Source organism: Marinihelvus fidelis, assembly GCF_008725655.1.
In the GTDB taxonomy this organism is placed as follows: Bacteria; Pseudomonadota; Gammaproteobacteria; order Xanthomonadales; family SZUA-36; genus Marinihelvus; species Marinihelvus fidelis.
Genome location: NZ_VYXP01000009.1, coordinates 1 through 24,624, shown reverse-complemented (window position 1 = coordinate 24,624; position 24,624 = coordinate 1). Strand labels below are relative to the sequence as shown.

The 24,624-nt window shown below is 64.5% G+C and carries 18 protein-coding genes; 7 read left to right on the top strand and 11 right to left on the bottom strand.

Features of this window, described 5'->3' with window-relative positions; all coding sequences use genetic code 11:
* Positions 1-5: 5 nt before the first annotated feature.
* From F3N42_RS13510 to F3N42_RS13480, 7 genes are all read right to left on the bottom strand, one after another.
* Positions 6-1,298, bottom strand: coding sequence for a M14 family metallopeptidase (locus F3N42_RS13510; RefSeq protein ID WP_150865016.1), 1,293 nt, complete (start codon positions 1,296-1,298; stop codon positions 6-8).
* Positions 1,299-1,300: 2 nt separating this feature from the next.
* The gene (locus F3N42_RS13505) at positions 1,301-3,643 is read right to left on the bottom strand and encodes an amidohydrolase family protein (protein WP_191621430.1); all 2,343 of its coding nucleotides are present in this window, start codon (positions 3,641-3,643) and stop codon (positions 1,301-1,303) included.
* 9 nt (positions 3,644-3,652) lie between these two features.
* Entirely contained in the window at positions 3,653-5,155 is a 1,503-nt protein-coding gene (locus tag F3N42_RS13500; RefSeq protein WP_150865014.1) for an SLC13 family permease, read from the bottom strand.
* Between the two features lie 2 nt (positions 5,156-5,157).
* The gene (locus F3N42_RS13495; protein ID WP_150865013.1) at positions 5,158-8,196 is read right to left on the bottom strand and encodes a TonB-dependent receptor domain-containing protein; all 3,039 of its coding nucleotides are present in this window, start codon (positions 8,194-8,196) and stop codon (positions 5,158-5,160) included.
* A gap of 92 nt (positions 8,197-8,288) precedes the next feature.
* The gene (locus F3N42_RS13490) at positions 8,289-9,083 is read right to left on the bottom strand and encodes a FecR family protein (RefSeq protein ID WP_150865012.1); all 795 of its coding nucleotides are present in this window, start codon (positions 9,081-9,083) and stop codon (positions 8,289-8,291) included.
* Positions 9,080-9,664: an RNA polymerase sigma factor gene (locus F3N42_RS13485; protein ID WP_191621429.1), complete on the bottom strand. Its 585-nt coding sequence runs from the start codon at positions 9,662-9,664 to the stop codon at positions 9,080-9,082. Before F3N42_RS13485 ends, F3N42_RS13490 begins: the two co-directional genes overlap by 4 nt.
* Before the next feature lie 4 nt (positions 9,665-9,668).
* Positions 9,669-11,030 carry a M24 family metallopeptidase gene (locus F3N42_RS13480; protein WP_150865010.1) on the bottom strand — a complete coding sequence of 454 codons (1,362 nt, stop codon included), beginning with the start codon at positions 11,028-11,030 and terminating at the stop codon, positions 9,669-9,671.
* A 110-nt stretch (positions 11,031-11,140) separates the two neighbouring features.
* On the opposite strand from F3N42_RS13480, the gene F3N42_RS13475 reads away from it, so the two are divergent.
* Entirely contained in the window at positions 11,141-12,304 is a 1,164-nt protein-coding gene (locus tag F3N42_RS13475) for an aminotransferase class V-fold PLP-dependent enzyme (protein ID WP_224784938.1), read from the top strand.
* Here F3N42_RS13475 and F3N42_RS13470 read toward each other — a convergent pair.
* Positions 12,301-15,546 carry an AsmA family protein gene (locus F3N42_RS13470; RefSeq protein ID WP_150865009.1) on the bottom strand — a complete coding sequence of 1,082 codons (3,246 nt, stop codon included), beginning with the start codon at positions 15,544-15,546 and terminating at the stop codon, positions 12,301-12,303. The two genes, F3N42_RS13475 and F3N42_RS13470, sit on opposite strands and share 4 nt — an antisense overlap.
* A gap of 85 nt (positions 15,547-15,631) precedes the next feature.
* Here F3N42_RS13470 and F3N42_RS13465 point away from each other — a divergent pair, with 85 nt between their 5' ends.
* The 4 genes from F3N42_RS13465 (at position 15,632) to F3N42_RS13450 (ending at position 18,621) form a co-directional block, all read left to right on the top strand.
* On the top strand, positions 15,632-16,183 hold the full coding sequence (locus F3N42_RS13465; protein ID WP_150865008.1) for an Hcp family type VI secretion system effector: 552 nt from the start codon (positions 15,632-15,634) through the stop codon (positions 16,181-16,183).
* 72 nt (positions 16,184-16,255) lie between these two features.
* The gene (locus F3N42_RS13460; protein ID WP_150865007.1) at positions 16,256-16,675 is read left to right on the top strand and encodes an OsmC family protein; all 420 of its coding nucleotides are present in this window, start codon (positions 16,256-16,258) and stop codon (positions 16,673-16,675) included.
* Positions 16,676-16,732: 57 nt separating this feature from the next.
* The gene (locus F3N42_RS13455; protein WP_150865006.1) at positions 16,733-18,163 is read left to right on the top strand and encodes an AlkA N-terminal domain-containing protein; all 1,431 of its coding nucleotides are present in this window, start codon (positions 16,733-16,735) and stop codon (positions 18,161-18,163) included.
* Positions 18,160-18,621 carry a methylated-DNA--[protein]-cysteine S-methyltransferase gene (locus tag F3N42_RS13450; protein WP_318190956.1) on the top strand — a complete coding sequence of 154 codons (462 nt, stop codon included), beginning with the start codon at positions 18,160-18,162 and terminating at the stop codon, positions 18,619-18,621. Before F3N42_RS13455 ends, F3N42_RS13450 begins: the two co-directional genes overlap by 4 nt.
* Here F3N42_RS13450 and F3N42_RS13445 read toward each other — a convergent pair.
* The 3 genes from F3N42_RS13445 to F3N42_RS13435 all read right to left on the bottom strand — a co-directional run bounded on the left by F3N42_RS13445 (position 18,618) and on the right by F3N42_RS13435 (position 21,668).
* Entirely contained in the window at positions 18,618-19,859 is a 1,242-nt protein-coding gene (locus F3N42_RS13445) for a DUF547 domain-containing protein (RefSeq protein WP_150865005.1), read from the bottom strand. The two genes, F3N42_RS13450 and F3N42_RS13445, sit on opposite strands and share 4 nt — an antisense overlap.
* 70 nt (positions 19,860-19,929) lie before the next feature.
* A complete protein-coding gene (locus F3N42_RS13440; RefSeq protein ID WP_150865004.1) occupies positions 19,930-21,168 on the bottom strand; it encodes a DUF547 domain-containing protein in 1,239 nt (412 codons plus the stop codon).
* A 77-nt stretch (positions 21,169-21,245) separates the two neighbouring features.
* Positions 21,246-21,668, bottom strand: coding sequence for a hypothetical protein (locus F3N42_RS13435; protein ID WP_150865003.1), 423 nt, complete (start codon positions 21,666-21,668; stop codon positions 21,246-21,248).
* Positions 21,669-21,782: 114 nt separating this feature from the next.
* On the opposite strand from F3N42_RS13435, the gene F3N42_RS13430 reads away from it, so the two are divergent.
* Positions 21,783-22,622, top strand: a complete 840-nt coding sequence (locus F3N42_RS13430; RefSeq protein ID WP_191621428.1) for a rhamnogalacturonan acetylesterase — start codon at positions 21,783-21,785, stop codon at positions 22,620-22,622.
* A gap of 114 nt (positions 22,623-22,736) precedes the next feature.
* A complete protein-coding gene (locus tag F3N42_RS13425) occupies positions 22,737-24,572 on the top strand; it encodes a M2 family metallopeptidase (RefSeq protein WP_150865001.1) in 1,836 nt (611 codons plus the stop codon).
* Positions 24,573-24,624 lie beyond the last annotated feature (52 nt).

Here is a 24,624-nt window from a genome sequence, read left to right as displayed (position 1 = left end):
GTTTTTCATGGCGCAGGCGTCGCCAGCATCACCTTCATCATTTCTTCGGCGAACACGGTCGCCGAGTGGCGAATGGCTTCGCGGTCGGTCTCGTCGCCGGTTTCGTAGGTGACCGACGGGATGCCGTAGGTGGAGAAAAACCAGTTCTTGGAATTCGCCTGCTCACCCGGCGCCGACGCCTCGCGCGTGAACGCGTAGTCGGGCAGCCGCGCCGCTCCCGCCGCCAGCCAGTCGCGCGCGACATTGGGCGGGTCGGTCACATCGGTGTCCAGGTGCGTGTAGAACAGGTTGCGCTTGGTGCTGTGGAAATCCAGCAGCAGGCGGATCCGGTGGTCATCGCTGATGTTGGCGGCCAGCCAGTCGCGAACGGCCCGCGTTTCCGGTTGCGTGAACGGACCCCAGTCGCGGTTCAGGTCCACACCGCCGGTGTTGTGACGCCAGTGGCCCAGCGCAACACCATCGGGGTTCACCAGCGGCACCATGACCACCTGGAAGCGATCCCGGAACGCCCGCGCCAGGTCGGTATCGGCGAACACTGTTTCGACAAACGGATGCATGGTCAGCGCGCCGGTGACTTCCGGCGGGTGCTGGCGGCCGATGAACATCACCATTTCAGGCTTCGGCGCCGTCGCGGCCAGCCACAACGGCCGGCCCTGCGCCGACTCACCCAGCAGCGACACATCGACTTCGCCGCTGTCGCCCAGGTCCCGCAGCCAGGCCTGGTACCAGCTGTCGGTGAGTAACTCGCCGCCGGCAATCCAGGCCACGGATTGGGTGAGTGTCATGTCGATCTGCATGACCGCGCCATCGTCGACAAACCGCGCCTGGGTATCCGGCAACGGTGCCCAGTGCTCGCCGTCGACGCTGTACTTGGGCCAGTAGCGCGCCTTGAAGCGGTCGACGTCGATGGTCAATGACAGCGTGTCGCCCTCGGAGCCGCTGACGCGCACGGCAAACCACGGTGATGGGTTGATGGGGGGCGCATTCTCCGGGTAGAGCGTCAGCGTGAACGCACCGTCTTCGCCCGGGGTGCAATCGCCCAGTTGCCCGGCGGAAAAATGCCCGTCCAGCAGGATGCCGCCCGACTCGCAGTGGCGGTCAGACGGCGGTTCCCAGGGGCCGCGCGCACGAATCTCGGCGGCCGCGGCGGCCGAGCCCATTTCCGCCACTGTGCGTTCCGGCCACCCGCTGTCGGTAGCAACCGGTGCGGTCGTGCCCGGTGTCGTGCTTGAAGTCGTGGTCGTGCAGGCGGACAGAATGCTCGCGGCGGCCATTCCGATGATCAGGGCACGATTCATGTTCAGTGTTCTCCAAAGGGTTCATGGTTTGCCGAGGCCGCCTGCCAGGCCAGTTGTCGCAGCGCGCGGGCCGTCTCGGGGTCCAGGCCGGCATCGTAACCCAGCGGCTCGGGCGAGGAACCCACCAGCCGGGCATAAAACACGTTGGCCGCCAGGTAGGTTGCCGCCAGCGAAGGGTGTCGGCCATCGGCGGCGAAAAAGTCCGTGCCCGGCAGCGCCTTGCGGGCGGCATCCAGGGCCCAGCCCACCGGGGCCACGTCTGCACCGGCCGACTCGGCAGCGGCCAGGTAGGCCCGCGACAGCGGTTCAATCATGTCCGGCTGGTCGCGGTAGCCCCAGGTCATGAACAGCACCGGGCGCGCACCTGCCGCACGAACGCGTGCCGAGAGCTCAACCGCTGCGCTGGAGAACACCGCCGACCGCTCCGGGTCGACAGGCTCACGGCTGTGCCCCTGGAGAACCACCACGTCCCAGTCATATTGTTCGAGCAGCAGGTCCAGCGCCGGACCCTGCTGCGCCAGCGTGCCGCCGGAGATCGTGCTCATCTTCACGCTTGATGACGCGACCCACGTCTCATCGGCCGACCGCAGCAGGTTACGGAAATGGGTATGGATGCCGTTGTTGTAGAACGAAAAGCTGTTGCCGGCAAACAGCACGCGCAGCGGTCGCGTGGCAACCGGCCCGTTCTCCGGTTCGGAAGCTGCCGCCAGCGTGGTTTGCCCATGACGCAACGGCCGTCCCGGGCGGTTCCCGGTCAGCTCGCCGTCAAGCATCGCCGGCTCACCGTTGACCAGGACGTGCCTGACGCCGACAGCGAACTGGTGCGGTTCATCGAACGTGGCCCGGTCGGTAACGGTCTCCGGGTCCAGCACGGCAATATCGGCGAAGGCGCCCGGAGCGATTCTGCCCCGGTCGAGCAGGCCCAGGCGATCCGCCGGCAGGGCCGACATCTTGTGGATGGCATCGGATAACGAAAGCGCGTCCAAGTCGCGCACATAACGCGCCAGCACGCGCGCGAAAGCGCCATAGTTGCGTGGATGCGGCACATCCGGCCCCGGCATGACGACACCGCCGTCCGAGGCAATCATCGTGGTGGGGTGCTGCATGAAGCGGATCACGTCCGCTTCGTCCATGGTGTGGTAGATGGCCGAGCAGGTGCCGCCCAGCTCCAGTTCGAGCACCAGCTCCGCCGCCGCTTCCAGCGAGCGCGGGATATCACGTTCGTCGAGCAGTTCGCCCAGCGATTTGCCATTGTTCTCGGGCGCCCAGGAACAGTTGGCGATGACGACCCGGCCCAGGTCGTCGCCGGCGCGATCGTTCGCCAGGTTGTCGACCAGGCCGTCGAGCACCGCCTGGCGGGTGTCAGGATCGCGAAAACGAGCCTCGCGAGTGGCGCGGTCACCTTCCAGCGCCCAGGAGGGGAACATCACCCGGATGCCGGTGCTGCTGGCGGTGTAAGGGTAGACATCGCTGCCGATGTCCAGGCCTTCCGCCAGGGCCGCATCGACCAGCGCCAGTGAATCGACGCTCTTGCCCCACATGCTCACGCCCATGGCCTTGTGATGGGTGACCTGCGCCGGCAAGCCGGCTTCGCGGCCGATACGGATGGTCTCGTTGACGCTGTCGAGCAGCTGCCTGCCCTCATGGCGCATATGGGTGATGTAAATGCCGCCGTAGCGCGCCGCCACGGCGGCCAGCGCGATCACCTCGTCGGTATCGGAATAGGCACCGGGGATGTACTGCAATCCGCTGGACAGACCGAACGCGCCATCCTCCATGGCCGCCGCGACCAGGCCGCGCATGGCCGCCAGCTCCGTGCCGCTGGGGGCACGGTCGACGCGGCCCATGACCTCCGCGCGCACCGTGTTATGGCCGACAAAGGTGCCGAAGTTGATGGCCACCGGGGTGACCTCCAGGCGCTCGATCAGCCCGCTGACCGGCAGCCAGGAGCCCCCATCCGGCCCGCCAATTGCCGTGGTGACGCCCTGGCGGATGTAGCTCTCGGCATCGGGAAAGCGAAACAGGCCGCTGTCGGCGGCGCTGCTGCGCACCGCGTGACTGTGAATGTCGACAAAGCCCGGCACCACGGCCAGACCAGTGGCATCTATAACCCGGCCGGCATGGCGGCTGGAGAGGTCACCGATCGCCACGATCCGGTCACCGACGATGCCGACATCCTGCCGTGTACCGCTGGCGCCGCTGCCATCGAAGACCGTACCACCGCGGATCACCGTGTCCAGAACCAACACGTCACCGCCCAGCGCCATCGGCGGAAGCACCGTCACCAGCGCGATTGCGGACGCCAGGATCATCCGGCCCAGCGCCCGCCTCAATTCATCAACCATCAGCATGCCTCATTCAATGCCCACCAGGATCAGCGGTGCGTACAGCAATGCCACCGCCGACAGCAGGATGATACCGAACAGGTTCAGCAGGATGCCCGCCTTGGCCATCTGCGGCACGGTCATTCGGCCGGCCCCGTAGACGATGGCGTTGGGCGGCGTGGCCACGGGCAGCATGAACGCGTAACTTGCCGCCAGCGCGACGGGCACGGTCAGCATCACCGGGCTGACGCCCAGTTCCAGCGCCAGCGCCGCCAGCACCGGCAGCAGTGTCGCCGTAGTGGCCAGGTTGCTGGTCAGCTCGGTCAGGAAAATCACCAGGATAACCACGCCGACGACCACGGCACCGATACCCAGGGTGCCCAGCGGCACCAGCCCCGAGCCGATCCATTCCGCCAGCCCCGTGTCGGAGACCTGCGCCGCCAGGCTCAGGCCGCCGCCAAACAGCACCAGGATGCCCCACGGCAGGTCGCGGGTCATGCCCCAGTCGAGGATGCGACGGCTGCCGCCACCCGCGCTGGGCAGCAGGAACAGCACGAAGGCCGCGACCATGACGATGGCGGTGTCACTCAGCTGGAACGGCAGCCAGTGGTTGATCAGCGGCCGGAACATCCAGCCCGCCACCACCAGGGCGAAGACCACGGCGATGCGCCGTTCGGCTGCGCTGGGCCGGCCGAGTGACTCGCGCAGCTCGGCCAGCAGGGCGCGAGTCTCGGCCGAAGTCCGGAACGACACCGGGTAAACGATCCGGGTCAGGATGATCCACGACACCGGCAGCATCACCGCCGACACCGGCAGGCCCACCAGCATCCATCGCGCGAAGGTGATCTCGACGCCATAGTTTTCGGCCAGGAAACCGGCCAGGAACGCGTTCGGCGGTGTGCCGACCAGCGTGGCGGCGCCGCCGATGGTGGCGCCAAACGCCGTACCCAGCAACAGGCCGATTTCGAAGTGCTTACGTTCGCGCTCGTCCAGGTCAGGCACGGTCTCGGCGATGACGCCGATCACCGAGATGACGATGGGCAACAGCATCATCGTCGTCGAGGTATTGGTCATCCACATCGACAGCAGCGCCGCGGTCAGCATGAAGCCGCCGATCAGCGAGCGGCCGTTGGTGCCGGAGACCGACAGCAGGGCCAGCGCGATGCGCTTGTGCAGGTTCCAGTTCTGCATCGCCAGCGCAATCAGGAACCCGCCCATGTAGAGATAGAGGATCGGGTTGGCGTAGGGCGCCGCCGCCTCGTTCAGCGAGGTGATCCCCAACGGCGCGAAAAAGATCAGCGGAATGAACGCGGTCACCCCGACGGGCGCGGCCTCGGTGGCCCACCACACCGCCATCCAGGCGCCCAGGGCGGCGGTCTTCCAGGCCGCCGGTTCCAGTGCGCCCGGCGGGCCCAGCAACAGCATGAGCCCGGCAACCAGCGGACCCAGCCAGAGCCCGACCGACTGGTAGCGCGCACGGACTTCTGCCGGGGAGCAATCGCTCCCCGGCCCGGGCAGTTGGTTATTCACCATGCTTAGAAATCGACCCGGAAGTCGATGTAGTACGAGCGTCCGTAGTCGCTGTGCGCATCGGAGAAGTAACCGAAATAGCGGTCGGCCAGCGGCGCGCGCTCATCGGTTACGTTGTTGACGGCCAGGCGGATACGGGTGGTGATATCAAAGGCGTCGAAGGTGTAGTCCGCACTCAGGTTGAAGTAGTCGTAAGACGGGATCACCCACTGGCTGCCGTCCTCCAGGGTCAGTGAACTCTGGTAGAAGTCATCCAGGTAGTACCACGCCACCGTGGCACCCCATTCGTCCAGGCGCCAGCGCGCGCGGGCGTTCATCTTCTTCTCCTGGTTGCCGTCCATGCGCAGCAGGTCGGAGAAACCGGTCACGGGGTAATTCGACGGCAAGGTGCCGTCTTCCTGCGCATCCAGCAACACCTGCGCCGCGCCACCCGGCTCCTGGTCGTAGCGGGTGTAGATCGAGCCCTGCCAGCGGAACGACCAGTCACCGTAGTTGGTGTCCAGGTCGTAGTAGACGCCGAAGTCGTAACCTTCGACCTTGCGCACGTCCAGGTTCTGGTAGTTGTCGTCGACGAATTCGACATCACCCGCCGGGCAGATGCCGGCCGCGGTGTAGATGGCGATCTGGTCGTCATCCGGGTCGATGCGGCCCAGCGCCGGGTTGCCCACGCTGGCGCAACTGCCGGTTCCGGCCTGCAGGCGGTACAACAGGTCCAGCATGGTGTGGTTTTCTTCGCCAAACAGGCCGATGGTGTCTTCCTTCTTGATCTTCCAGAAGTCCACGGTCAGTGTCAGGTTCTCGGTTGGCGTCAGGACAATACCCAGCGAGGAGTTGTCGGACTTCTCCGGCTCCAGCTCCTGGCTACCCTGCGCGCGACGCTGCATGTTGTAGCTGCAGTCGAGGATATCCTGGTCCGGATCACCGCCATACTCGGCCGCGTACTCGCAGGCCCAGTCGGTATTGGTGTTGTTACGCACCACCAGGGTCTCGTTGATCGTGATCAGGTTGGGCGCACGGAAGGCTTCCGACCATGAACCACGGAACATCAGCCACTCGGTCGGCGTCCAGCCGAAGGCCACCTTGGGCACCGTGGTGCTGCCGACATCGGAGAAGTTCTCGTAGCGCAGCGCCAGTTGCACATCCAGGGTCTCGTGCAGCGGCACAATGAACTCGGTGAACAGCGAGGCGACATTGCGATCACCCTCGTTATCCGGCGTCGGGCTGGAGTTGACGATGTCGGAGATGAACGGATAGGTGTCGTTCTGCCAGTCGGTAAACTGGATGGTGCCGTCCAGGCGCGGGTCGCGGTCGTCCTTGAACGACTCGCGGCGGTACTCGGCGCCCGCCAGGAAGCCCACACCCCCGGCCCAGGTGTTGAAGATCGACGGATTGGTCAGCTTGAAGTCAGCCAGCGCCAGGTCGGACTCGGAATTACGGTAGACATCGACCAGGGCGCGCTCGATGTTGGAACCCATGCCGCCGACAAACGGATTGTAAGCCGCCTCGGTGGGGTCCTCCAGCGCGTCCTGCATCAGCTGGTTGGAGACCCGGTTGTGGGTCACGTCATCACGCGAGGCCTTCGAATACAGCACCGCGGAATCCCAATCCCAGTTGTTTCCAAAACTGCCACGGAAACCCTGCAACAGGCGGTAGGTTTCGTTCTCGACATCGACAATGCGTGGCAATTCGGCGAACCGGTAGTTGTCGATTTCCAGCTGCAGGCCTTCACAGGGCACCTCGGTACCGATAATCGAGTCCGGCAGTCGGTTGGGCGAACCACAGGGGCCGAAGGGGTTGTAGTAGTTCTCCGGGCCGACACGCAACTTGACCGCGGTAAACGAGGCTGCGGGGTGCCGGTACAGGTTCGACTTGGCCTGGTACCAGCCCAGCTCCGTGTAGGACTCGATGCCGTTGTCGAACTCGTGGTTCAGGTAGGTGTAGAGGTTGATGCGGTCGAGTTCCGAGGCCACATCGCGGTTCTCGTTCAGGTTGTAGCGGTAGGTCCCCTGCCCGTCCGCATGGCCACAGGTGAACTCGTTGATCTGGAAGCCACCCTCGCAGCGCGGGTCGCCAATCGGGTAGGTCTCGAATTCGCCGGCACTGTCGGTGATGTCCAGGTCATTCAGGTTGTAGCGGTCGCCAACGATATCGAACTGGCCCCAGAGCGAGTTCGCGCTGTCGTTCCGGAACGCGGTATCACCTTCCCAGGGCGAGCCTTCCGGGATCAACCGACGGTAATCCGAGTCCGCCCATTTCTCGTCGTCCTGCGAATTGACGCGGTCGCGATGGTAAAACGTGGCGAACAGCCCGGCGTAGGTGCGGCCACTGTTGAAAGAGCCGCCCCATTCCACCGTCGCGGTGTAGTCGTCACGCGGAATGTTGTCATAGGTCTGCCAGCGGCCGCTGACGGTCAGGCCCTCGTAATCGTCGCGCATGACGGTGTTGACGACACCGGCCACGGCATCAGCGCCGTAGATGGCCGAGGCGCCGTCACGCAGCACCTCCAGGCGGTCGAGGCCGAACACCGGGATCGCGGCCGAGTTGGCGGTCGCCACCGGCACGAAACTGCCACCCACTTCCTCGGTCTGGTAGCTGGCGGCGTTCACCACGCGGCGACCGTTCATCAGCACCAGGGTGTTGCCGGTGCCGATATTGCGCAGGTTGAAGGCGCCGATGTCGCCGCGGGCCGCGTTGACGCCGCCGGCGATGTTCTCCGCCTCGTTGAAAAAGTTCTGCCCCTGCTCGGGGATGACATCCAGCAGTTCGTCGCCGGAGCTGATACCGAGTGCCTCGATGTCGTCTGATGAGATCACTGAGACCGATAGCGCCTCATTGATGGACGCGCCACGGATCTGCGTGCCGGTGACGACGACTTCTTCGAGCACCCTGTCGACGTCCTCATCGTCATTCGTGTCCTGCGCCAGCGCCGGGCCGGACAGCGGCAACAGTGCGAGCGAGCAGGCCAGGGCCAGTGAAAACCTCGGGGTTCGGGACAGGGTGCCTTGCACCCGGGATGAGCCTTTCGTGTTGTGTTGACTGTGCATGATTTCTCCAATGTAGCCTGCCACGTTGCGTGAACAGGACCTGCCTTTTGAGCCGTTCTCCTTTACCTAGACGGCTGGCACGGAAAAATCCGCTACTCGAATTCGCGCGCCTCCTCGTCACGCTGGTGATCGAAGGACACCGTGGCCACACCGTCGTGATAGCCCAGGTACTGCCCGGCCACCAGTTCGATGCTTTCCGCTCCAGCTTCATCAAGGTTAGCGCCGCGACGGCCGCCCTGCCCGGAGCGTGCGGTGAACCGGACCCGCCCCTCGGCAACTCGAACCCGTGTTCCCGTGGCATCGGCGCTGACGCTGAACCGTGTGCCCAACGCAGTCACCGTCTGCTCGCCAACCCTGACGGTATATGGCCGTTGCGGGTCGTGGACGACATCAACCCACACGGTGCCCTGCGCCAGGTCCAGCACACGGCGGCCGGCCGTGTAACGGAGCGTCGCCGTGGTTCCCGGCTCGATGGTCACGCTGGAGCCATCCACGGCTTCGAAATAGTGGCCACTGTTGAGGGGCGTGACAAAGTGCATCGGTTGCGCCGTACCCATGGTCGCCGGCCCCACCATCACGGCGACCAGCACCAGGCTGATGACCGCCAGCGACGCGGCCACCGCCACGCGATAGCCCAGGTACCACGGCGTTTCGCCGCGCGGCCGTTCCTGCCTGGCAGGCATTGCTTCGCCGAAAGCATCCGGGCGGCCCAGGTTGAGCGCATCCATGCGCGCCCACAGCGTCGACATCGCCTGGTAGGCATCGGCATTCTCCGCCGAGCGGTTCAGCCAGCGGACGAAGGCGCTGCGCTCGGCCGCCGTCACGTTGTCGGCGTCGAGCCGCACGATCCATTCGCTGGCTTCCTCGTGGGCGCGCTGATCACTCACCGCGACACCCTCCGCAGCAATCGCCCGGCCGGGGCCGGCGTGGCTGCATCCTGCGCGGCCTCACCCAGCAGCATGGCGCGACACTGTTTCAGCCCCCTGGACAGGTGCTTCTCGATGGTGCTGGTGGAAATACCCAGGATCTGGCTGGTTTCCTTCTGTGAAAACCCGTGGATCTTGCACAACACGAAGACTTCGCGACAGCGCGCCGGCAGGCGCTCGATGGCCGCCCGCAGCTGCCGCACGTCACGGTCGGTCTGGGCCGCCTCGTGCACCGGCGGTGCTTCGGAGCGGGTCCGGGCCGCGAGTTCCAGGTCAAAGCGTGCGGAGAATCGCACCCGGCGATGCTCCAGCCGCCCGAGCGCCACGTTGCGCGCCACGCTGAACAGGTAGGCACGTGGGTTGTCGATTTCGCGGTCGAGCCCGGCCGCGCAAACTTTGAGCAATGCCTCCTGCACCCAGTCCTCGACATCGGCGCTGGACTGGGCGAAACGGGACAGGTAGGCCCGTAAGCCCGGGCCATGTCGGGCCACCAGCTCGGCCAGCCAGTCGTGGGGTGAAGCCGTGTGGGGCGTCGAGGTCACCGCCCTAGCGTACCACCAGCCATTCGGTCTGGCGGCCGGCCAGGTACCACACGCCTTCGCCATCGAATACGGCATCCTGCTCCAGCTTGATGGCCACGTCCTGGCCATTCCACTCGTCCACCGGGCTGCGGACGCTGCCCTCGATGGAATGGGCCGTGTGCGCGGACAGTTTCCAGTCACCCCGTACCGGGGTCGGGCCCTGGTTGTCCCACATGCCAATGGTCGGCCCCACGCCGTGGCCGTTGAAGCCGATAGGGTGGGTGTAGGTCAGGCAGCGCAGGTCCTCGCGTTCGCAGTCGTCCCGCGTGGCGGCCAGGATCTCGTTGCCGGTGCGGCCGCTGGCGAAATTCGCGGTCAGCAGGTCCTGCCAGCGGTTGCCCGCCGCCAGCGCGCGGCGCAAGCCGGCCGGCACCTCGGTCTCGTCCGGGCGCAGCACGTAGCCCATTTCCTGGGTATCGGTGCACAACAGCAGGTAGCAGACGCCGACATCGGTGTGCAGCACATCACCAGGAAGAATCACTTCGTTGGAACGACCGCAGAAGGGGTCATTGTCGCCGCACTCGAATTCGGCCCGCTGGATATTCACGTAGGGCATGAACCAGATCGGCAGTTCCAGGGCCGCGAAGCGCTCGGCGATGTACCAGGCGACTTCGTCGGTGGTGGTCGCGCCCGGCGTGATGACCTGCTCGGAAAATGCCTCGGCAATGACCGCCCGGGCAATGCTGACGATATGCGGGTAGACCTGCAGTTCCGCCTCGCTGCGCGACTCCATCCAGCGCACCACCAGGTTCTCGGCGCTGACCAGGCGCTCGCCCAGTTCCGGCCCCAGTTCGCTGCGAAGGCGCTGGTGCAGTGACGAGGTCAGCCCATCGGCCACCGGCCAGGTCTCGCTGACATTGATACCGATCCTGGCGGGGTCCCGGTCGGCGATCAGTTCCGCCAGCCCTTGCCACTGCTCGTCCAGGTTGCCGCCGGACCAGGCCGATTCATACATCGACCCGAATGGGTAACGGTTCACGGTCAGGCGCTCCACGCCCTGCCCTTCACCGCGGTCATGAAACACCAGCATGGTCGTGCGTCGGGCCGCGTGCACCGGATGCGGGACCAGCGTGAAGTACACCGGGTCTTCGGCGTATTCGCGGTTGATCACCAGCCACATGTCGATGCCGGTCTCACGCATCAGCTTCGGCAAAAGTGTATCGAGCCGGTCCTCGACCAGGCGGTTGATCACCGGTGGCCGCTCGCGCTGCGGCAGCACCGCCGGCACCTGGCCGATCACGCGACCCTGGGCAAAGGCCGGCGCGTCGTCCTGCGCCTGGAGCTCCGTTGCCAGCAGGGAAGCCATCAGGGCAAGGGCAACGCCCATGCCGTTCAATCCTGGAAAATGGGTTCGTGCCATGCCTGCTCGTGTCCTGGGTGCCAGTCGGGACGATACTATAGTCGGCAAACCCGTATCGAGCGAACAGGGGGACCCACATGGCCACGAGGAGTTTCAAACCGCTGTACCGGCGCAGCCTGGCCGCGATGGAAGACCGCCTGCATTTCGCCGCGCACAGCCACCACCTGTGGCCGGACCGCGTCGGCGAGGCGCAATCGGACTGCATCGACGCGGCATTTTGCTGGGCCGACGAAAAGTGGGAGCGCGCCATCAACCCGGTGGAGGAAGAGACGCGCAGTTTACTCGCGTACATGCTCGGCCTGTCTGACCCGAACCGCATCGCCTTCGCACCCAATACCCACAGCCTGTTCTTCCGGTTGGTGTCCTGTTTCGACCTGCGCCGGCCACTGCGGATTCTCAGCACCGACTCCGAGTTCTACAGCTTCAGCCGCCAGGCGCTGAGGCTGGAGGAGTACGACAACATCCACGTTGACCGGGTGCCCACCCTGCCATTCCGTGACTTCGGCAAACGCTTCCTGGACCGGGCCAGCGAAGGTGGCTGGGACATGATCTACGTCAGCCAGGTGTTCTTCAATTCCGGCCTGGCCATCGACTTTATGGAGCAACTGGCCGGCCAGGCCCCGGCGGACAGCCTGGTGGTCATTGATGGTTACCACGGCTGCGGCGCACTGCCGACCAACCTGGGCGCTATCGAAGACCGGGTGATCTACCTGGCCGGCGGCTACAAGTACCTGCAGTCTGGCGAAGGCGCCTGTTTCATGACCGTGCCGGCCGCCGCCGATACGCTGCGCCCCCTGTACACCGGCTGGTTCGCGGAATTCGACGCACTGGACGCCCACGAGGACGCGGTCAACTACGCCCCGGATGGGCGCCGGTTCCTGGGTGCGACCTTTGACCCGTCCGGAATCTTTCGACTTAACGGCGTCCTGTCGTTATGGCGCGACGAGGGCATTGATGTGCCATTGATCCACGCGCATGTCCGTGACCTGCAACGACATTTCATGGCCTGCGTCGATGAACGCGGCCTGTTCGGCCTGGGGCTGGAAGACCTGCTGCACGTCCAGCAGGGGACAGGCAGCTTCGGACATTTCCTGACATTCCGTACCGCGGATGCGCTAAGCCACCGGAAACGCCTGCGCCAGCTGGGCGTCATCACCGACAGCCGGGAAGACCGGTTGCGGTTTGGCTTCGGGTTATACCACGACGTGGAGGATATCGACCGGCTGTTCGCCCGGCTCTAGTCGTTGTCGTCCGGGTTGCCTGCACTGGGCGACGGCCTGGATTTACGCAAAATGGCCAGGTTATCAGCGCATGGATCAGTGGAGCGCTGGGCGCTGCCTAGCAGTTCACGCGCGAGGATCGACAGGCCGCTGGTGCCGATGGCAAGACCTGCACTGAACACGGCCTTCTTGGTGTCGAGACCCAGCCTGGGCTGTGCCAGCGTGCCTGTGAACCGGATATAGGGGTTAACCAGCACCTCGGTAATATTGGTCTGGTAGATGCGGTTGGCATAGGATTCGAAACTGAGGTCGATACCTCCGTCACCCAGGTTGACTTCGCCTTGCGAAAACATCCTGACCTTGTCGGTCACCAGCATCATGCCCGGCTCCGACCGCAGCACACCATCGCGTGCGACAAAGTGCGCACCGGCACAGGCCAGCCGGGTCGTCGGATCGGAGACCCGCCCGGGCAAAATGGTGTTGAAGACCTGTTCAAGTAAACCGACATCAAAGACCGCGAGAACGCTGTCAGGAACTTCGCCACTGCCCACTTCCGCGTAAAACGACCCCTCCAGGTGCTCCAAGAACTGGTAAAGGGTGCTGCCATGGCCGTTTGCATTGATCTCGTAGTCCATCGTGGGAAGCGCGTTGGGGTCTGGCACCAGGTCGCGGCTCAGGTTGAAGCGTAGGCCGCTGGCCGTGGCATTAACAGACACGTCCGCCGAGCCCGATTCCTCCGCACGTGGCCTGATCGAAAACCCACCCCTCATGTCTCCAGCCAGGCCAACGGCGTGCAGGGAATCGACGACAAGCGCACTATCGGCAAGGCGCGCGTGAAACGACAGGCTCCTGAACTGCCGGCTTTCCAGTTTCAGGACGTCGGCAGAATAATCGAGGTCCATGTTCAACAACGCCAGTGGCTGCAACGGCAAGCGGGTATCGTCAAACGGCAGACCGGGCTTGCGTGGCAGCGGATCGGCAGCCTGGCTTTCCGGGTTCTTTGCACCGGCTAGTTGCACCAGGTCCAGCACTTTTGATGCCAGGCTCGCGCGCAACTCGGGCCGGTCGCCGTCGAGCCGCACGTTTACCGTTCCCGCCAGGTCCGTTTCACCCAGGACCGCCGTCAGCCCGGTGAGCCCAAAGACACGGGGCGAGCCCACCAACTGTGTGGACAATCGCATCGGCAGGCCAGGCAGTGGCCGGCCACCCCACTGGCCCAACTGGTCAAGGCCGGGCGACTCGATATCCAGCGTGAGCGCTGAGTTTCGAAACCCCGGATAGGCGCCGATTCGCCCCCGCAAGGCCAGTGATGATGGGCCGAATTGCAGACGGGCCTGGTCAATATCCCATTCACCGGACCGGGCGTATCCGCGCGCGACAAGGTCCAGCGGCTGGGGGGACAGGGTCGCTGGCCACTGTTGTGCCACCAGGCGGTCCGGTGCGTCGGTGTGCACCGTGATATCGAATTGGCCAGTCGAAGACGCGATTGGCATGTCGAGCGCGATATTGGCCTTTACCGCGACATCATCTGTGACCAGTTCAAGGCCATTGACCCTGAGCACCTGGTCATCAAACTGCAACTCGCCAATGACCGTCAGCGCCCCGCCGGGCAGTGCTGAACCCAGGCCAGGCGCCACGGCGGGCAGGTCCTCACCGTCCAGGCCGAAGTTCAGGTGAGTGCCATGCAGATTGCCTGTCGTCGGCAACCGCCCATCGAAACGCAGGCGGCTGCCACGCATTTCGATTGACGCCCCCTCGGTGATATCGACGTGGTCCGCGCCGATGGTTGCGCCCGCGCTGAGACGGAACGGTTCTGGCGCAAAGCCATTCACGCCAAACCATTGCAATACGGCATCGGCGCTGTTGCCGTTGAATACCAGGTTGAGCTCCGAGCCCACCAGGTGAGGGCCGTCTCCCGGCGTACCGGACACCGTGATGTCCCCCAACGATGTTTCCAGGTGGCCCCTGATTGTCCCGCTGCCATCGTCTGCGGACACCAGGGCCAGGTCAGCCCTGAACGCCCCCTCAACCCTGCCCCGGCCACCCATTAATCGGGAAAACGCGGCCAGGTCGTCGCCTTCAAGGCTGGCATGGCCCTGTCCGCCCGCAAGTGTAGGCAATTTGGGCAACTGCCAGTCAACCTCCAGGCGGGCGCCACCTACGACCAGGCTGGACGATTCAATGTCAAGCTGTCGATCGCTGCGTTTCAGCCGGCCCTGCAACTCGAACGGCAGCATGGGCCATTCGCCCAGCCCGAAGAACTCGGCCAGCTTACCCAGGCGAGGCCCGTTCGCGGCGACCTCCAGGCCCAGCTGGCGCGGATCGGACAGGTCCGACGTGGCCACATCGGCTTGTAGCGTGATTTCGTCTATGCGCCCGTCGAGCGTCATTTCGATGGCATCGCCCACCCTCTGCGATACCGCTTGCAGCGAAAAGGCGCCGGCCGGTGCGGGCCGGCCCACCAACAGGGCCACCTGGCCGAAATCATCGCCATCGAGCCGCAGATCAAACGTGGGTTGCCGGGGCCGGGCCAGGTCGTCGGCATGGACGTGGCCGGAAAAGTGCACATCACCGACACGCCCTTCGCCGTTGAACACGACATCGCGACCGGTCAGCAAGGTATCAATACTGTCGACGCGGCCGCTGAACCTGACGGGCAGCTGGTTGACGTTCCCGGCAAGCTGTACCTCGATGTTGCGGCTGTCGTCCAGGCGCTGGATGAGCGTGTTGACGCTGACCAGCAACGGGGTGTCTCTTGTGGGCGAGGACCACGCCATCTCAAAGCCCGACAGCTCCACGTGCTCGAACACAACCGGCAGTGGGCCCGGCTCCCCACCCTGCTGTTCAGCCGCGCGGTCGCCCTGAGTGTCCACGCCCGGGATGTTGCTGCGCCTCGCCTCGTCCTGCTCAACATTGAGCCTCACGCCGCGGGCATTAAGTTCAATGACGCGAACCGGCTGGCGAAACAGGCTCAGCATGTTCAATTGCAGCTCAACCCGTTCAATCGTGAGCATATCGTCATGTTCCGCCCATTCGGGGTTGGCGACACGCACACCGGCAGCAGCTATCCGCAAATGCCTGCCCAGGTGGACGCTCAAAGACTGGTCGAAACTGACTTGCCGGCCGAGCCGGCTGCTCAAGCCACTCTCGAAAGTCGCACGGAATCGCCCCAGGTCGGATGTCAACAGCCAGGCCACCAGCCCACCAATCAGCAGGACCAGCGTCGCAGCGGTGATGAGCAGGATGGTACGGCGCCGGGACATGACTTGAGTTTATATCCCTGGTGGCAGTTTTCGCAGGCGTTGCTATGTTTTAACTGAGTCCAATCCATATCACCCGGGGGGCATCATGGTCAAACTACAACCACTGTTATTCTCGTTCACGCTGTTTACGGGCCTGGCGTTGGCGCCCGGCGCCTTCGCTGATGTGTCCGCGTACATTTACATTCCTGACATTCCAGGCGAATCAAATGTGAGCCAGAAGGAGGGCTGGATCGACCTGGCCAGCTTCCATTACCCCGTCATTCGCGAGGAATCGGCGCAGGTGGGCCGCGGCCGCGCACGCGGCAGGGCCGAGGTCGGGCCGGTGATGATGGGCAAATGGGCCGACTCGGCCTCGGTCTACATCAACCTGGCCACGCTGCAGGGCAAGGTCTTCGACGAAGTGATCGTGGAAATCTACCAGGACAGCGGCGAAACCCGGCACCTGCAGTTCCGCTACACCTTCCGGAATGTCACGTTCACCAGCTACACCTCGGAAATGGCCACGGGCGGTGAACGTGTTCATGAAACCTTCGGCATGACGTTCGAGGAACTCCGGGTGCTGTACATCGAACTCGATGATGACCACAGCGCGGGCGACGAGCACGAGATCGAATACGACATCGCCGCGGGCGTCTGACGCTCACTGAGAAGCACTCCCACGTGCATCGCGGGCCTTTAACCCGGGCCCGCGATGCACTACATTGCGCCCATGAAACGTGATCACACCGTCAAGTGGGTCGGAGACCTCGGCTTCATGGGGACCGCCGGCAGCGGTCATTCCATTGTCATGGACAGCGACAAGCAGGTCGGTATGTCGCCGATGGAAATGCTGTTGCTGGGCACCGCTGGCTGCGCCGCCATCGACCTGGTCATGATCCTGAAGAAGGGTCGCCAGAAGGTCATGGACGCGCATGTCGAAATCGGCGGCACCCGCCGTGAGGAAATGCCGAAGGTCTACACGGCCGTGGACATGCACTTCGTGGTCAAGGGCATCGACATCGACCCGAAGAAGGTCGAACGCGCGATCGACCTGGCCATGGAGAAGTACTGCTCGGCCTCGGCACAGCTGAAGGCGCTGGCCACGTTCACCACCAGCTACGAGATCGTCGACGCCGACCTGCCCGCCTAGGGCATACAGGGCCGAATCTGGCGAGTTAAGGACCGCTCCCGGGGCTATAGTAGTCCCATGAACACCGCGCCAGACAACCACGAATTCAATGCGACGCCGGCCCCCGTTGCCGGTGAACTGCCCGACCCGGAAACCTGCCGGCGCGCGCGGCTGTCGCGCGACCCCAGGTTCGATGGCGAGTTTTTCCTGGCCGTCAGCACCACCGGCATCTACTGCCGCCCGGTCTGCCCTGCCCGGCCGCCCGCGGAAAAGAATGTCAGCTACTTCCGCGAGGCCGCTCAGGCCGCACAGGCCGGCTTTCGCCCCTGCCTGCGCTGTCGACCGGAGGCGGCGCCCGGCAGTGCCGCCTGGGCCGGGACCGGCAATACCGTGCGGCGCGCGTTGTCCCTGATCCACGCCGGCGCCCTGAACGACGGCAGCGTGGGTGAACTGGCCGACCGGCTGGGCGTGGGTGAGCGCTACCTGCGCAAGCTGTTTGAGCGAGACCTGGGCGTGTCACCGCTGGACGTGGCCCTGAACCGGCGCCTGCTTTTTGCCAAGCAGTTGCTGGCCGAGTCCGACCTGCCGATGACCGAGGTGGCCTTCGCCGCCGGGTTTGGCAGCCTGCGGCGCTTCAACAGCGCCGTCCTCGACAGTTTTGGCATGCCGCCATCGCGCCTGCGGCGGCGCAAGGCCGTGACCCACCCCGGCCCCATTCGGCTGCAACTGCAGTACCGGCCGCCGTATGACTGGGAAGGCGTCATCAACTTCTTTGGCCGCCACGCCATCGAGGGCGTGGAGTCAGTGACTGCGAACCGCTACCAGCGGCGTGTCGAATGGGGTGGCAAGCCGGCCACGCTGACCGTTTCCCCGGTTAAGGGTCGGCACGCGCTCGCGCTCGATATCGAAACCGAGGTCACCGCCGACCTGTTGACGATGGTGTCGCGCGTGCGCCGCATGTTCGACCTGGACGCGAACCCCGACGTAATCGCCCAGGTGCTGGGTGCTTGGCCCGCACTCGCGGCGCTGCTGCAGCGGTTTCCCGGCATTCGCGCGCCGGTGCACTGGTCGGTCGAGGAAGCCTGTGTGCGGGCGATCGTTGGCCAGCAGGTCAGCGTCGATGCGGCGCGCACCGTTTGTGCGGGGATCGCCGGGGCGCTGCCGGACAACGCCTTCCCCGACCCTGCCGCCATCGCGCGCCTGGCGGAGGGCCACCTGCCCATGCCCAACAGCCGGCGATTGGCGCTGAAGGCGGCCTGTGAAATGCTGGGCTCCACCCCGGACGGACAGCGGTTGGAAGCGCTGGCCGGCATCCGGGGCATCGGCCCGTGGACGACCTCGATGGTCGCCATGCGCGGGCTGGGCGACCCGGACGCCTGGCCGGCGAAAGACCTTGGCCTGCTGCGCGCCTGGGATGCGCTTGGCGGCGAGACATCACTTGAAACCGCGGCATCGGAATGGCGACCGTTCAGGACCTATGCCGCAAACCTGCTCTGGAGAAGCCTGTGAACACACTGACCATGAACTCCCCGATCGGCCCATTGCAACTGGTGGCCGACAATGGCCACCTGGTGGAAATCCGCTTCCCGGGGCAACACCTTGAGGCCGCCCCAGGACAGCCAGGCGACCCGGCGCTCGCCGCCGCGAGAAGCCAGCTGGAAGAATACTTCGCCGGCCAGCGGCGCCAGTTCGACCTGCCGCTGGCGGCATCGGGCACGGCATTCCAGCAGCAGGTCTGGCGGGCGCTGGCCGCGATCCCGTACGGACAGCTACGGAGCTACCGGGATATCGCCCTGAGTATCGGACGGGCGCGCGCGGTGCGTGCCGTGGGCGCCGCCAACGGCCGCAACCCGCTGCCCATCGTGGTGCCCTGTCATCGCGTCGTCGGCGCCGACGGCAGCCTCACCGGCTTCGCCGGCGGGCTGGAGACCAAGCGTCAGCTACTGGAACTGGAAGGCGCGATCTAGTCTGTGTCCCGGTTACCCACTTCACCCAGTTCCTCGACGGTGACCGTGCCTTCCTTGTCGAGGTAGGCCGCTTCCTCGCGGGCCTTGAGGTCCTGCAACTGCGCCAGCACATCCGGGCTGAAGCGCATGGCGTTCAGCGTCTTGGCCATGACCGAGGCCGTGGGCATGGAGAACGAGGCCGACATGGTATTGCCCAGCGTCTGTGCGAAGGCCGGCCCGGCCGGACTCCCCGGCTCAATCGGGTTGCCGGGCTGCTGGGTGCTCACCGAGTCCAGCATCGCCGCCTTGCTGTTGGCGAAGCTGCCGCCAATGTTGGCCACCGACCCGTACAGGTCGGTGATGGTCCAGTCATCGATGTCCGGGTCCAGCCGCCGGGCCGACTGCAATGCGACACGCTCTTCCCCATCGATGAAGTTCATCAGGTGGGCCTTCAGGTCGGCGTCGAAATCCGCGAAGTAGTGGCTGTTGCGCTCATAGAAACTGGACACCTCGAAATCGTCATCGCGCGCCTGGGTGCCGCGGTTGGCGTTGACGAACGTTTCCGCGTTGTCAGCCAGCTGCTTGCGGACCGTGGCGCCCCGGTACGCGGACTTGCGAATGTTCGGCGCGCCGATGATGCCCTGGTAAAGCCCGTAGATGACCAGCGGGTCGGCCGGGTAGTTGGTGGGCAGGATGCCGTACTGGATGTCATTCAGGCTCAGCGGCTGGCCGGCCACGGTCAGCAGCTTGTCGTCCAGGAATGACTTGCGGCCCGTGAGTTCTTTCTTCAGGTTCCGTTCCGGGTACATCTTCACCAGTTCGTCCAGCATGGTGATGTTGTAGAGGTTCAGCCAGTAGGCCAGCTGCTCATTGCGGTTGAACGCCCCCAAAGGCACCTGGTCAGGCATCGCGGCCAGCGCGTAACGCACATTGCTGAGCACCGTTTGGTAGCGCTCGTTGTCCTCGAACTCCTCGAACTGGAACCGGTTGCCTTCGCTGGCGGTATCGACCTTCACCTTGGCCTTCATGCGGGTACCGGTTTCGGCGCGTTGCTCTGGCGCCTTTTCCCGGGTCGAACGGCCGATATCGATCACCATCGTGCCCAGGATGACGTCGACGTCACCGTAATCGATGACGAACGTCGAGCTGTCATCGGCATGCTTGAACATGTCCGCAACCGGGCGCGGTGCATCGGCGACGGCAGTGATTGACACCAGGCTGGCGAAAAGCACACAAAAGCTTCGTGGCAGACGATCCATGACTGACCTCGATTTGGGTTGGTGGTGGCGCGCCGGCCCGAACGGACCGGCGCGGGTTCAGCACAATGGCTTACTGGTCAGACTGGCCTTGCTGGCCCTTCTCTCCCAGTTCCTCGACGGTGACCGTGCCTTCCTTGTCCAGGAAAGTCGCCTCTTCCTTGGTCTTGATGTCCTGCAGGTGCGCCATGACATCCGGGCTGAAACGCATGCCCGGCGGGGTCTTCTCCAGCACCGAGGCCGTGGCCATCGAGTAGGACGCCGACATCATGTTGCCCTCGTTCTGGGCGAATGCCGGGCCGCCACCGCCGCCCTCGTTGCCGGGCTGTTGCGTCGTCACTGAATCCAGCATGGCCGCCTTGCTGGTGGCAAAGCTGCCACCCTTGGACTTCATCGTCCCGTAGAGGTCGGTGATGGTCCAGTCGTCGATGTCCGGGTCCAGGCGCGTCGCTGACTGCAGCGCGGTACGCTCCGGCCCCTCGATAAACCGCAGCAGGTGCTGCTTCAGGTCGGCATCGAAGTCGGGAAAGTATTGCTGGTTACGCCCGTAGTAGCTGGACACTTCGAACTCACGGTCGCTGGCCTGCGTGCCGCGATTGGAGTTGATGAATTCCTCGGCGTTGTCCTGCAACTGGCGGCGTACCGTGGCGCCATAATAGGCCCCCTTGCGGATATTCGGGCCGCCGATGATGCCCTGGTAAAGGCCGTACATCACCATCGGGTCATCCGGGTAGTTGGTCGCCAGGATGCCGTGCTGGATGTCGTTCAGGCTGAGCTCGTGCCCGGCAACGGTGATGACCTTCTGGTCCAGGAAAGACTTGCGGCCAGTCAGCTCCTTCTTCAGGTTGCGCTCAGGGTACATGCCCACCAGCTGCTCGATGACCGTGATGTTGTAGAGATTCAGCCAGTACGCCAGTTGTTCGTTGCGGTTGAATGCGCCCAGCGGCACCTGCTCGGGGACGGCTTCCAGGCTCTCACGAACATTCGTCAGAATGGCCTTGTAGCGATCGTTGTCCTCGAACTCTTCGAAGAAAAACCGGTTGCCCTCGTTCGCGGTATCGACCTTGACCTTGGTCGTCATGCGAGTGCCGGTCTGCGCGCGCTGCTCCTGCGCCTTCTCGCGCGTGGAGCGGCCCACATCGACCACCATTGTCTTCAGCACGACATCGACATCCTGGTAATGGATGGTGAAGTTGGACGTTGGGTCCTCGCGCTGGAAAATTTCCGGCACGGGCGTGGACTGCGCGGCAAGTGCCGCACCGGATGCCAGCAGTGAAGACAGGACAAGTAAGCGGACTGGCGTATTGATCACAACAACCCCCGAAATGACTCTGGATTTCCCCCATTCTAGCGCCTGGCGACGAAATCGTGCGTAGGATATCTGCGCGATCAGTGGGGTTCCGGCTCCGGGCCTGAACACGGCGTACCGCTACACACCCTGACACTGTCCGCATTGGACACCAGTGCCACCACCGCGACGATACCCAGGATGCCCAGCACGATGGGCCAGAATTCGGTCTTCGATTCGGGTGGCTTTTCCGCCTTCAGGCTGCGCATGTCCGCGTAACGGATGAAGCCCGGCTCGCCGTGCAGGCCTTCCTCGGTGACCTCGGTGACGCGAAAATCCAGTGTTTCGCCGCCGATGGTCTTGACCTCAACCAGCGTACCCGCGTGGATGCCCGGAGGCGGCGCGTACAGCATGGCGTTTTCAACATTCACCGTGCGCATGGATGAACAGGCGCAAAGGTAGAACAGCAGGAAGGCCGACAGCAGCGTGTGCGCCAGGCGCCGACTGGTGTGCGGTTGGGTCATGACCGTATTCCCCTTTTGTTGTGCGGTCATTCTATACCGGTGGTTATTGCTGTTTACAATGTCCGACCGCCCCCAATGAACACGTTGACCACCATGCCGAGAATCCTCATCGAAATGTCCCTCGCTCGAGCCATGCTGCTGGCCGCAGTCACCGTCACTGCCCTCTTTATGGCCATGACGGCAATGGGTTCACCCCCCTCACGCATCCTCATCGCCGGCGACTCCACGGCCTCCGATTATCCGGTCGAACGCGCGCCGCAGGCGGGCTGGGGGCAGGCGCTGCCCTATTTCACCGCGGACGGCGTCACCGTGATCAACCGCGCCGTCAGTGGCCGCAGCACCAAGAGCTACATCGACGAAGGCAAGTGGGACGCGCTGCTGGAGATGGTGCAGGCCGGGGACCTGGTGCTGATCAGCTTTGGCCATAACGATTCACGCGACGACGCGCCGGAGCGCTACGCGCCCGCGGATGGTAACTATCGTGACAACATGGTCCGCTTCGCCCGTGACATCGAAGCACTTGGCGCGACCCCGGTGATCCTGTCACCCGCCGCGCATCGCCTGTGGGAAGGCCCGGCGATGGTGGAAACCCATGGGCTCTACGCGCTCAACGCCGGCCTGGCTGCCGATGAGGCAGGGGCGGCGTTTATCGACCTGTCCAATGCCTCGCTGGCGTATTTCGAGTCCCTTGGCAGGGAGCCCACCAAGCAGGACTTCCTGTGGCTGTCGCCGGAAAACGCCAACGCACGCTTTCCCGATGGCGTCGAGGACAACACCCACTTCACGGAACTGGGCGCCTGCGGTGTCGCCCGGGTCGTGGCGCTGGCATTGTCCGGGCTTCCGGACGCACAGTCACGGGTATCGGTCGAGCCGACACCGGGAACGGGGGACGCCGATGGCCGCCCTGTCGATGTGCTCGAATGCGCCGCGTCTTTTCCCCGACCGGTACCCTGAATCGATCAATCGAGCCGCTGCTGCGACCGACCATGACCAGCTGCCCGTGAAACCGTGGGTGTTTCACGCTATCGTACACGCCATTTTCGAATTCGAAGCTTCACCGGACATATCATGAACAAAACACTGATCAGGATTTGCCTCGCCACGGCCATCGCCGCGGCGCTGCCCGTTTCCACGCTGGCCCAGGACAACAGTGATGCCACGCCGACAGTGGATGACGCCGCCGCCTTCATCACCGAGGTCGAGCAGTTCCAGCGCGAGTTCGGCGAGTACTCCGCTCGTATCGCCTGGACCCAGGCCACCAACATCACCTTCGACACCAACTGGCTGTCGACGAAGGTGAGCGCCGAGGGCACCGAGAAGGGCGTGGCCTTTGCCAACCGCGCCAAGGACTTCAATGATGTTGAACTGCCGGCCGAGATGCGTCGCAAGATGGAGGCCATCAAGCTGGGGCTGAACTTGCCGGCACCCACCCGCGCCGGCGCCGCCGGTGAACTCGCCGAGATCAACACCCGCATGGGCTCCACCTACGCCACAGGCAAGATCGAGCTGGACGGCGAGATGGTGCCGCGCAACGACCTCGAAGCCATGATGGGCACCGTGCGCGACCCCGAAAAACTGGCTGAAATCTGGACCAAGTGGCGCGAAGTACCGGTCGCCCTGCGCGAGGACGGCGGCAACATGAAGAGCGACTACGCCGCCATGGTGGCGCTGTCCAACGAGGGCGCGCGTGAGCTGGGCTTTGACGATGTTGGTTCAATGTGGCGCTCGCGTTACGACCTGCCGCCAGCCGAGTTTGCCGCCGAGACCGATCGCCTTTGGGGCCAGATCGAGCCGCTTTACAAGGAACTGCAGTGCCACGTGCGCGCCGAGCTGAACCAGGAATACGGCGACGAGGTCGTGCCACTGGACCAACCGATCCGCGCCGACCTTCTGGGCAACATGTGGGCCCAGAGCTGGGGCAACATCTACGACCTGGTGGGCCCTGAATCCGCCGACCCCGGCTACGACCTGACCGAACTGCTGGTTGAGAACGACTACACGCCGCTGCAGATCGTCGAGACCGGCGAGGCGTTTTTCAGCTCGCTGGGCTTCGAGCCGCTGCCGCAGACCTTCTGGGAGCGTTCGCAGATCACCAAGCCGGCCGACCGTGAAGTGGTCTGTCATGCCTCGGCCTGGAACCTGGACGGCAAGGACGACATCCGCATCAAGATGTGCACCAAGGTGAATGCGGACGACTTCAACACCGTCCACCACGAGCTGGGTCACAACTACTACCAGCGCGCCTACCAGGACCAGTCGCCGATTTTCCAGGGCGGCGCCAACGGCGGCTTCCACGAGGCCATCGGCGACATGGTGGCACTGTCCATCACCCCCGAGTACCTGCAGACCATTGGCCTGCTGGACGAGGTGCCGGATGCCTCTTCCGACCTGGGCCTGCTGATGGACCGCGCGCTCGACAAGGTGGCGTTCCAGCCCTTCGGCCTGCTGATGGACAAGTGGCGCTGGCAGGTGTTCTCCGGCGAACTGTCGCCGGAAGAGTACAACGACGGCTGGTGGGCGCTGCGCACCCAGTACCAGGGCATTCGTCCGCCGGTGGAGCGCAATGACAGCGATTTTGACCCGGGCTCGAAGTACCACATCCCGGGCAACGTGTCGTACACGCGCTACTTCATCGCTCACGTTCTGCAATTCCAGTTCCACCAGGCCGCCTGCGAGGCCGCAGGCTGGGAAGGCCCGCTGCACCGGTGCTCGGTCTACGGCTCGAAGGAAGTCGGCGAGCGCTTCAACGCCATGCTGGAAATGGGCGCCTCGAAGCCCTGGCCAGAAGCGCTGGAAGCCTTCACCGGCAGCCGCCAGATGGACGGCACCGCCATGGTCGAGTACTTCGCGCCGCTGATGGACTGGCTGCAGGAGCAGAACGAAGACCGCGCCTGCGGCTGGTAATAGTGGGGGTCAGAGTGGGGTCAGAGTCGACTCAGAGTCGACTCTGACCCCA

Bases quoted from the DNA above. Each gene is read 5' to 3' on its own strand.
- F3N42_RS13510 (WP_150865016.1), bottom strand. From the start codon at position 1,298: ATGAATCGTGCCCTGATCATCGGAATGGCCGCCGCGAGCATTCTGTCC.
- F3N42_RS13505 (WP_191621430.1), bottom strand. From the start codon at position 3,643: ATGGTTGATGAATTGAGGCGGGCGCTGGGCCGGATGATCCTGGCGTCC.
- F3N42_RS13500 (WP_150865014.1), bottom strand. From the start codon at position 5,155: ATGGTGAATAACCAACTGCCCGGGCCGGGGAGCGATTGCTCCCCGGCA.
- F3N42_RS13495 (WP_150865013.1), bottom strand. From the start codon at position 8,196: ATGCACAGTCAACACAACACGAAAGGCTCATCCCGGGTGCAAGGCACC.
- F3N42_RS13480 (WP_150865010.1), bottom strand. From the start codon at position 11,030: ATGGGCGTTGCCCTTGCCCTGATGGCTTCCCTGCTGGCAACGGAGCTC.
- F3N42_RS13475 (WP_224784938.1), top strand. From the start codon at position 11,141: ATGGCCACGAGGAGTTTCAAACCGCTGTACCGGCGCAGCCTGGCCGCG.
- F3N42_RS13470 (WP_150865009.1), bottom strand. From the start codon at position 15,546: ATGTCCCGGCGCCGTACCATCCTGCTCATCACCGCTGCGACGCTGGTC.
- F3N42_RS13465 (WP_150865008.1), top strand. From the start codon at position 15,632: ATGGTCAAACTACAACCACTGTTATTCTCGTTCACGCTGTTTACGGGC.
- F3N42_RS13460 (WP_150865007.1), top strand. From the start codon at position 16,256: ATGAAACGTGATCACACCGTCAAGTGGGTCGGAGACCTCGGCTTCATG.
- F3N42_RS13455 (WP_150865006.1), top strand. From the start codon at position 16,733: ATGAACACCGCGCCAGACAACCACGAATTCAATGCGACGCCGGCCCCC.
- F3N42_RS13445 (WP_150865005.1), bottom strand. From the start codon at position 19,859: ATGGATCGTCTGCCACGAAGCTTTTGTGTGCTTTTCGCCAGCCTGGTG.
- F3N42_RS13435 (WP_150865003.1), bottom strand. From the start codon at position 21,668: ATGACCCAACCGCACACCAGTCGGCGCCTGGCGCACACGCTGCTGTCG.
- F3N42_RS13430 (WP_191621428.1), top strand. From the start codon at position 21,783: ATGTCCCTCGCTCGAGCCATGCTGCTGGCCGCAGTCACCGTCACTGCC.
- F3N42_RS13425 (WP_150865001.1), top strand. From the start codon at position 22,737: ATGAACAAAACACTGATCAGGATTTGCCTCGCCACGGCCATCGCCGCG.